Annotated in this window: 10 protein-coding genes and 1 pseudogene; 10 read left to right on the forward strand and 1 reads right to left on the reverse strand. The window is 67.5% G+C overall.

What is annotated here, in order from left to right; all coding sequences use genetic code 11:
• Window positions 1–553: 553 nt before the first annotated feature.
• The 10 genes and pseudogenes from AB0C02_RS31015 to AB0C02_RS31060 all read left to right on the forward strand — a co-directional run bounded on the left by AB0C02_RS31015 (window position 554) and on the right by AB0C02_RS31060 (window position 6,630).
• Window positions 554–922 (forward strand): hypothetical protein, encoded by a 369-nt coding sequence (locus AB0C02_RS31015; RefSeq protein ID WP_357552681.1) that lies wholly within the window; start codon window positions 554–556, stop codon window positions 920–922.
• Between the two features lie 181 nt (window positions 923–1,103).
• Window positions 1,104–2,372, forward strand: coding sequence for an IS110 family transposase (locus AB0C02_RS31020; protein WP_357552682.1), 1,269 nt, complete (start codon window positions 1,104–1,106; stop codon window positions 2,370–2,372).
• Window positions 2,373–2,521: 149 nt separating this feature from the next.
• A complete protein-coding gene (locus AB0C02_RS31025; RefSeq protein WP_357552683.1) occupies window positions 2,522–3,529 on the forward strand; it encodes an IS3 family transposase in 1,008 nt (335 codons plus the stop codon).
• A gap of 246 nt (window positions 3,530–3,775) precedes the next feature.
• Window positions 3,776–4,048, forward strand: a pseudogene (locus tag AB0C02_RS31030) (Tn3 family transposase); the annotation flags it as partial.
• A 229-nt stretch (window positions 4,049–4,277) separates the two neighbouring features.
• Window positions 4,278–4,661: an HIT family protein gene (locus AB0C02_RS31035; protein ID WP_357552684.1), complete on the forward strand. Its 384-nt coding sequence runs from the start codon at window positions 4,278–4,280 to the stop codon at window positions 4,659–4,661.
• Window positions 4,662–4,709: 48 nt separating this feature from the next.
• Window positions 4,710–4,892, forward strand: a complete 183-nt coding sequence (locus tag AB0C02_RS31040; RefSeq protein ID WP_357552685.1) for a hypothetical protein — start codon at window positions 4,710–4,712, stop codon at window positions 4,890–4,892.
• A 75-nt stretch (window positions 4,893–4,967) separates the two neighbouring features.
• A complete protein-coding gene (locus AB0C02_RS31045; RefSeq protein WP_357552686.1) occupies window positions 4,968–5,474 on the forward strand; it encodes an NUDIX domain-containing protein in 507 nt (168 codons plus the stop codon).
• A gap of 107 nt (window positions 5,475–5,581) precedes the next feature.
• Window positions 5,582–5,836, forward strand: coding sequence for a hypothetical protein (locus tag AB0C02_RS31050; RefSeq protein WP_357552687.1), 255 nt, complete (start codon window positions 5,582–5,584; stop codon window positions 5,834–5,836).
• A 45-nt stretch (window positions 5,837–5,881) separates the two neighbouring features.
• Window positions 5,882–6,067, forward strand: coding sequence for a hypothetical protein (locus AB0C02_RS31055; RefSeq protein WP_357552688.1), 186 nt, complete (start codon window positions 5,882–5,884; stop codon window positions 6,065–6,067).
• Between the two features lie 71 nt (window positions 6,068–6,138).
• The gene (locus tag AB0C02_RS31060; protein ID WP_357552689.1) at window positions 6,139–6,630 is read left to right on the forward strand and encodes a hypothetical protein; all 492 of its coding nucleotides are present in this window, start codon (window positions 6,139–6,141) and stop codon (window positions 6,628–6,630) included.
• A gap of 8 nt (window positions 6,631–6,638) precedes the next feature.
• Here AB0C02_RS31060 and AB0C02_RS31065 read toward each other — a convergent pair.
• The coding region (locus tag AB0C02_RS31065; protein ID WP_357552690.1) for an IS5 family transposase at window positions 6,639–7,373 on the reverse strand (735 nt) is incomplete at its 5' end.

The raw sequence follows: 7,373 nt of genomic DNA on the forward strand, positions 1-7,373 counted from the left end.
TCGTTGGCTCTGCCGTGACCGGCGACTGTCAGCTTGGGAATCGGGTTGATCTACACGCTACTTAGCGACATTTTGAGGCCATGCGGCACGCAGCGTGTCCGCCTCGCCGGGCGGGCGTCTCTCGCTGCCCCATACTGGCCGTTGCATCGGGCACGCTACGGGCACGGGCATCTGACGCCGAGGAGAGTCGTCATGGCGTTGGTCAAGAAGGGCTCTCGGCTCATCACGGTTGACGGGGTCACCTACAGGTGGCGAGTGCGCGGCAGACCAACCTATTCCCAAGCGCTGTGTGAGGATCCACTCGCTGTCGCTGTCGAACAGGTCGACTGCAAGGGCAGGGTGCTGTTGGTCAGCATGCCTCAGGACCATCCAAGCAACTGGATTGGCGGGCCGGCGGTCCCCGTTCTCCCGTCGACAGTCGCGGCGATAGCCCTGTCTGCCAGGGTGAGTTGAGGCCAGCGGCTCGTAGCAAGTCCCGCTGACAGGGCGAGATCAGGATCGATTGACGGTGAGTGTTTCTGCTGGTGTCGGGTTGGCCCAGGATGATGGGGCCATGAGTCGTAAGCGAGGTCCGCGTTCGGACGGGCCGCGGGCACGCCGGGCGTTCACGCCGGCGCAGAAGCTGGACCTGCTGTCGCGTTACGAGCAGGCCGTGGCCGCTGGTGAGGGCGGGGCGTTCCTGCGTGAGCAGGGGTTGTACTCGTCGTTGATGAGTGAGTGGCGCCGGGCCCGTGACGCGGGTCTGCTGCAGGGCAAGGCGCCCGGGGAGTCGGTCGGGCGGCCGAGCGCGGACCAGGCGGAGATCGCGGCGTTGAAGCGGGAGTTGGAGGTGACCCGCTCCAGGCTCGCCCGGACCGAGACGGCTCTGGAGATCATGGGAAAAGTTCTTCGCTGCCCTTTGGGCGGGCCCGTTCCGGGCTGAAAATGGGTGCGGTCGCCCGCCGACGCCGTGCGCGCTTGGTCTTTGAGGCCGTGGAAAAGTCGGGTGTGGGGAGCTGCGCCATGGGCCCTTCAATGTTGCTTCGAGCACGCGGATCAGCTTCGCTTTCGTCTCCAGCAGCTCCTGCGGGCGGCCACCTGTGGATCGCGGGTGGGAGGAGCAGGTGTTGGAGTCGAGTCAGGACAATGAGGAGATCATCGAGCGAGTCGCGGCGCTGGATATCGGCAAGGCGGAGTTGGTGTGTTGCGTGCGGCTGCCCGGCCAAGGACCGGGAGGCCGTCGCCGGCAGGAGGTGTCGACCTACTCCACGATGACCCGGTCGCTACTGACGATGGCCGACCGGCTCCGGGCGTTGGGGGTCACCAGGGTCGTCATGGAGGCGACCTCGGATTACTGGAAGCCGGCGTTCTATCTCCTCGAAGCGGCCGGGTTCGACCCGTGGCTGGTCAATGCCAGGGATGTCAAGCATCTACCCGGGCGGCCCAAGACGGATCGGCTGGACGCGGTCTGGCTGTGCAAGGTCGCTGAGCGGCAGATGATCCGGCCGAGTTTCGTGCCTCCGGCGCCTATCCGTGAGTTGCGGGACCTGACCCGCTATCGGGTCGATCTGATCGGCGCGCGTACCGCGGAACGCAGCCGGGTCGAGAAACTGCTGGAAGACGCGCAGATCAAGCTGAGCGTGGTAGCCAGCGACATCTTCGGGCACTCCGGTCGGGACATGATGGCTGCGATGATCGCCGGGCAGCGTGACCCGAAGGTCCTGTCGCAGATGGCCCGCAGCCGCCTGCGCACGAAGATCACACAGCTGGAAGAGGCGTTCATCGGGCGGTTCACCGACCACCACGCTTTCCTACTGGCCAAGATGCTGGCCCGCGTCGACGCGATCACCGAGGATATCGCCGACGTGGACCGGCGCATCGAACAACACATCGCCCCGTTCGGCGAGGCCGGACGGCGCCTGGACGAGATCCCCGGTGTCGGCCCGGCCACTGCTCACGTGATCATCGCCGAGGTCGGCGTCGACATGAGCAGGTTCCCGACCCCGGCCCACCTCGCCTCATGGGCGCGGTTCGCCCCCGGGGTCAAGGAATCCGCCGGCAAGAGCAAGGGCACCGGCTTCACCGGCCACGGCAACCCCTACCTGGCCCGAGTTTTGGGCGAGGCGGCCGTCGCCGCGGGTAAGACCGACACATTCCTCGGCGAACGTTACCGACGCATCGCCAGACGCCGCGGTAACCGACGGGCCATCGTCGCCGTCGGCCGATCCATCCTGACCATCGTCTGGCACCTGCTGAACGACCCGACGACCCGATTCACCGACCTCGGATCAGACTTCTACGACACCCGTGTCAACCCCGAACGCCGCAAACGCAACCACGTCCGCCAACTCGAAGCCCTCGGCTACACCGTCACCCTGCTACCCGCCGCCTGACCAACCAGCATCATGATTCATCCCGGCTCCGCCGGGATGCTGACGCCTGCCCACCCACGGTTCATTTTCGGATCAGCACGCGAGCTCTTGGAGGACATCTCCAGGAGCGAGCCGGACGTGCCGGACGTCTTCAAGCGCGGACGGTCCTGATGGACGCCTACCGGGCGTTGACCGCCGGCGGGACCTCGACACGTGCTGCGGCCCGGGTGACCGGTATCGCCCGCGCCAGCGCCGACCGGGACCGAAGGCGGCCGACACCGCTGCGCCCGGTGCGGCGGGCGCCGGCCAACGCCCTGTCCGCGGTCGAACGGACGCAGGTGTTGCAGGTCCTCGACAGCCCCGAGTTCGTCGACGCCGCCCCGTGGCAGGTGTACGCGGCGTTGCTGGACCAGGGCGTATACGTGGGGTCGATCGCCACGATGTACCGGATCCTGCGAGAGCACCGCCAGGTCCGTGAACGCCGCAGGCAGGCCCGCCACCGTCCCCGGACCCGCCCGGAGTTGGTGGCCACCGGACCGGGGCAGGTCTACTCGTGGGACATCACCAAACTCGCCGGACCCGCCCGGGGCGTGTACTACGACGCCTACGTGATGATCGACGTCTACTCCCGCTACATCGTCGGCGTGCGGGTGCACTCCCGCGAGTCCGGACCCCTGGCCGAAGACATGATGCGCCAGGTGTTCGACACCCACGGCGTGCCACACGTGGTCCACGCCGACCGCGGCACCTCGATGACCTCGAAATCTGTGGCCGATCTGCTCGAGGACCTGGGCGTGACCCGGTCACACTCCCGGCCGAAGGTCAGCAACGACAATCCCTTTAGCGAGGCGTGGTTCAAGACGCTGAAGTACGCACCGGTGTTCCCGCACCGGTTCGCGTCCCTCGCCCACGCCCGGGTGTTCATGACCGACTTCGTGGCCTGGTACAACCACGCACACCGCCACGCCGGCATCGGACTGCACACCCCGGCCGAGGTCCACCACGGCCGCCACCACACGGTCCGCGCAGCACGCGAGCAGACCCTGGCCACCGCCCGCGCGGCGCACCCCGAACGGTTCAGCACCCACCGCCTCGCGCCCAAGATCCTCGACTTACCCGACCAGGTCTGGATCAACAAACCCGACCAGCAAACTGAGCCGCAACCGCTGGTCGCTTAACTCCCACTGGCCTCAATCCCTTGACACGTTCCGCTCCGCCGCCAGCATCGCCGCGACTTGCCTCGGGTTCAGTGGCAGATTATGTCGGCGGACGCTGTTGGTCGATCGCCTCAAGCGCTACATTGCCCGAAGCCCTGCGGCACGCGTGCCTCGGCGGCCGGGTCGTGCCACCTCTCCGGAGGCACGACCCGGTTGTTCGACTCACTCTGCTCTCAGCAGACGTAGAAGGTCCAGGGTTTGGTAGCGGAGTCGCAGACCGAACAGATGTGGTGCCTGACCCTGGCCACCAACGCGATCGTCTGCTGGTCCACGGAGTACCACGGTCTCGGCGTGGCCGCCCTGCGCCGGACCGGCCGCGACATCGACGACGAGGTCCTCGCGCACATCTGGCCCACCCACCACGAGAACGTGCACTTCTACGGCACCCACTCCGTCGACACCGACGGCGAACTCGCCCAACTTGACACCGACGGCTACCGGCCGCTACGGCTAGCCGAGGCCGCCTCGGCAAGCAGCTGACCGACGACCTCCGTGAGCGCTCGGCTTCCTTCGATGCGCCGCCGTTGACGGAGGTCAGCTGTCCGCGACTGACACCGCCGTCCGGAAGCTACAGTGGGGCCGCTCCGCCTCCTATTCACCGTGGACCGTCAGGAGTGCCTTGTTCAATCACGCGCCGGCTGACTACGTGTGCCCCTTCTGCCGATTGGTAGCGGGTGGCGAAGACGAACACCGAAAGCAGCACGACGTCGTGAGGCGCGACCAGCTGGCCACCGCGTTCGTCTCGCCCCGATGGTGGCCGAAGAACCACGGCCAGGTGATGGTCGTCCCGAACGCTCACTACGAGAACCTGTACGACCTGCCACCGCGCTACGGCCACGCGATCCACGACCTGGCACGTGAGGTCGCGATCGCCATCCGGCAGACCTACGGCTGCGACGGAACCTCTCTACGCCAGCACAACGAGCCCGCCGGCAACCAAGACCGCTGGCACTACCACATGCATGTTTTTCCGCGGTACGCCGGCGACGACCTCTACTTCACCCACCCGGAGCAGGACTTCGCTCCAGCCGCGCAGCGCTTGCCCTATGCGGACAAACTGCGCGAGTACTTCGAGTCGACGGCACCGAGCTGATTGAGCAGGGGTCCGGTACTCGGTGCTGAGCTGACGCAGGCGTTCTTGATGACGACGGCGCGGGACAAAGGCCGTTCGGCGGCTGAGCCGGACGACGACTTCCGCGCCGAGGTCGCCGACGTGCTTTGTCAGGTGCTGCTGCTCGCCAGGCACCAACGAATCGACCTTGAGGCCGCCGTTGCCGAGAAATGGCTGGTCTGGAACGCGCAGCCAACGATCGCAGCTGACTGAGGTAGGGCAAGCGGGCGGTTGGTAGCCTGCGGCGGTGCCGATCATCATCCGCCTGGCCGCCGCGTCCGACATGCCATGACGCCGAACCTGCGCCGCTCCGTCCGCGCGATCATCCTTGATGAGGACGACCGGATCCTGCTCTGCCGGTTCGTCTTTCCTCATCCGGCGGTGCCAGAACAGGCGGAGGCCGTTTGGGCGGCCCCAGGCGGCGGCATCGAACCCGGTGAGGACCGGCTGACGGCTTTGCGCCGTGAACTGCGTGAGGAGACTGGTCTGGCGATCACCGCCGATCCACCGCACGTCTGGCGCCAGGAAATCGTGGCCGCCGAACATGCGCCGGGCTTCGACGGCATGATCAATGACTACTTCCTCATCCGCGCGAACCACTTCCAGCCCCGCGGCGAGCTGACAGACGACCAACTCGCTGCGGAGGAGAACCTGGCCGCGTTCCGGTGGTGGCAGCTCTCGGAGATCGCTGGTTATTCGGGACCTGAGCTGTTCTCGCCCCGCGACCTCACAACACCCTTGACAGCGCTTCTCACTGCGGGGACGCCAGACCAGCCGGTCCAACTCGGCCTTTAGCAAGTTCCGGGTGCGATCACACATACCTGTGACTAACCCGCGTTCGATCTTTATCAGCGACACGCCGAACCGGCATCAGCCCTGCACCCGTCGCGGACCGCGACGACATGGAGTGCTGGCAGGCCGGCGCCGACCCCGGCGTGAAGGTCGCGACCATCTACCGGGCGGGCAGCCGGGAACAGCGGGCCTGGTACACGGCTCGGCATGTCCTCGAAGAGCGCGACGACCTGTCGGAAACCCCAGGCAACCCGAACTGCCACGCCGGGTACGCCGCCGCGGGGGTCTGCTGCTGCCACCTGCTGACGAAAGAGCAGTTCGACGGCCTCACCGAACCCTGGACCAAGGTGGTCGGGTCGCTGTAGCCGGGCCGCTCATCCACTGACACCCGGTGAGAGATCCGCGCTGACATGTTCAAGGTCGTCTACGCGCGGGGGCTGCGCCGCACGGAGACGTCGAAGCTGGATGTGGCCGACTGGGGCCGCAATCCGGCGGCGCCGGAGTTCGGCCGGTACGGCATGCTGCACGTCCGCTACGGCAAGGCGGGGCGTGGGCAGCCGCTGCGGCAGCGCAACGTGCCATCGGTGATGGGCTGAGTGGTGGAGGCGGTCGCCGACTACGTGGACAACATCCGGCCCCGGTTCGGCTGCGCGGAGCATCCGGCGTTGTGGGTGACCGCGCCGCGATCAGCCGGCTTACCCTCGACCACCTCCAGATCACTCTGGACAGCGCCCGACTGCGCCTGGGCCGTGAACCGGTCATCCTGCCCGAACCGCTCGCCGGCCTCGTCCGCGACCTGGCCAGCACTCGCCGCGGACACGCCGTCATCGGCGCCCCGGGCAGCAGCCGATGGCTGTTCCCCGGCGGCCAGCCCGGCCGGCCCATCAGCGCTTTCCAACTCACCAAACGGCTGCGCGACCTCGACCCCAGCCCGGCACAATCCCGCTCCACCGCGCTGTTCGAGCTCGCCACCGAACTCCCCGCCGCCATCCTCGCCCGGATGCTCGGCATCCACATCAGCGTCGCCGCCGCTTGGCAACGCACCTCGGCGGGAGACTGGACCACCTATGCCGCGGTGGTCAGCCGACGACAACCTCCCGATGCGGCAGACAAGCCGCGACAGCGTGGGAGAACGTCGCGGCGGCACCGATCGGCCTAGGCCGCGTTTCATAAGGCGCGGAGCCATTGGTTGATGGCGGCGATCGTGACGGTGGCTTCGTAGCGGACGGCGAGCTTGTCGTACCTGGTGGCCATGGCACGGTTCTGCTTGAGCTGGTTGATGCCGCACTCGACGGCGTGACGTAGCTGGTATTCCTGCGGGTCGAAGGCGGGTGGCCGGCCGCCTTTGGATCCCTTGGCCTTGCGGTGGGCGTCCTGGTCGGCCTTGCTCGGGATGCATACTCTGATCTTGCGGCGGCGGGCGTAGCCCCGGTTGCCGCGGCTGGTGTAGGCCTTGTCCGCCAGGACCAGGTCAGGACGGGTCCGTGGCCGGCCGCCACCGACCCGATACACCTTGATCCGTTCGAGGACCGTGATGAACTGCGGGCTGTCGCCACGCTGACCAGCGGTAACCACTGCCGTGAGGGTCTTGCGGCCCTGCTCACAGGCCAGGTGCGTCTTGGTGGTGAACCCGCCCCGGGACCGTCCCAGAGCGTGATCGGCGGGCTCGGTCTGCACGCCGCCCGGCGGTTCCTTCTGCAGATGACCGTCGCGGCGGGCGCCCGCCGCGTGCTGGTGGGCGCGGCTGACCGTGGAATCGACGCTCACCCGCCAGTCGATCTTCCCGGCGGCATCCGCCGCGGCCTGCAGCCCGGCCAGGATCTTCGCCCAGGTGCCGTCACGCTGCCACCGCCGAAACCAGCGGTACAGCGTCTGCCAGGGCGCGTACGCCTCGGGCACGTC

It is taken from the genome of Micromonospora sp. NPDC048999 (genome assembly GCF_040649295.1).
In the GTDB taxonomy this organism is placed as follows: Bacteria; Actinomycetota; Actinomycetes; order Mycobacteriales; family Micromonosporaceae; genus Micromonospora.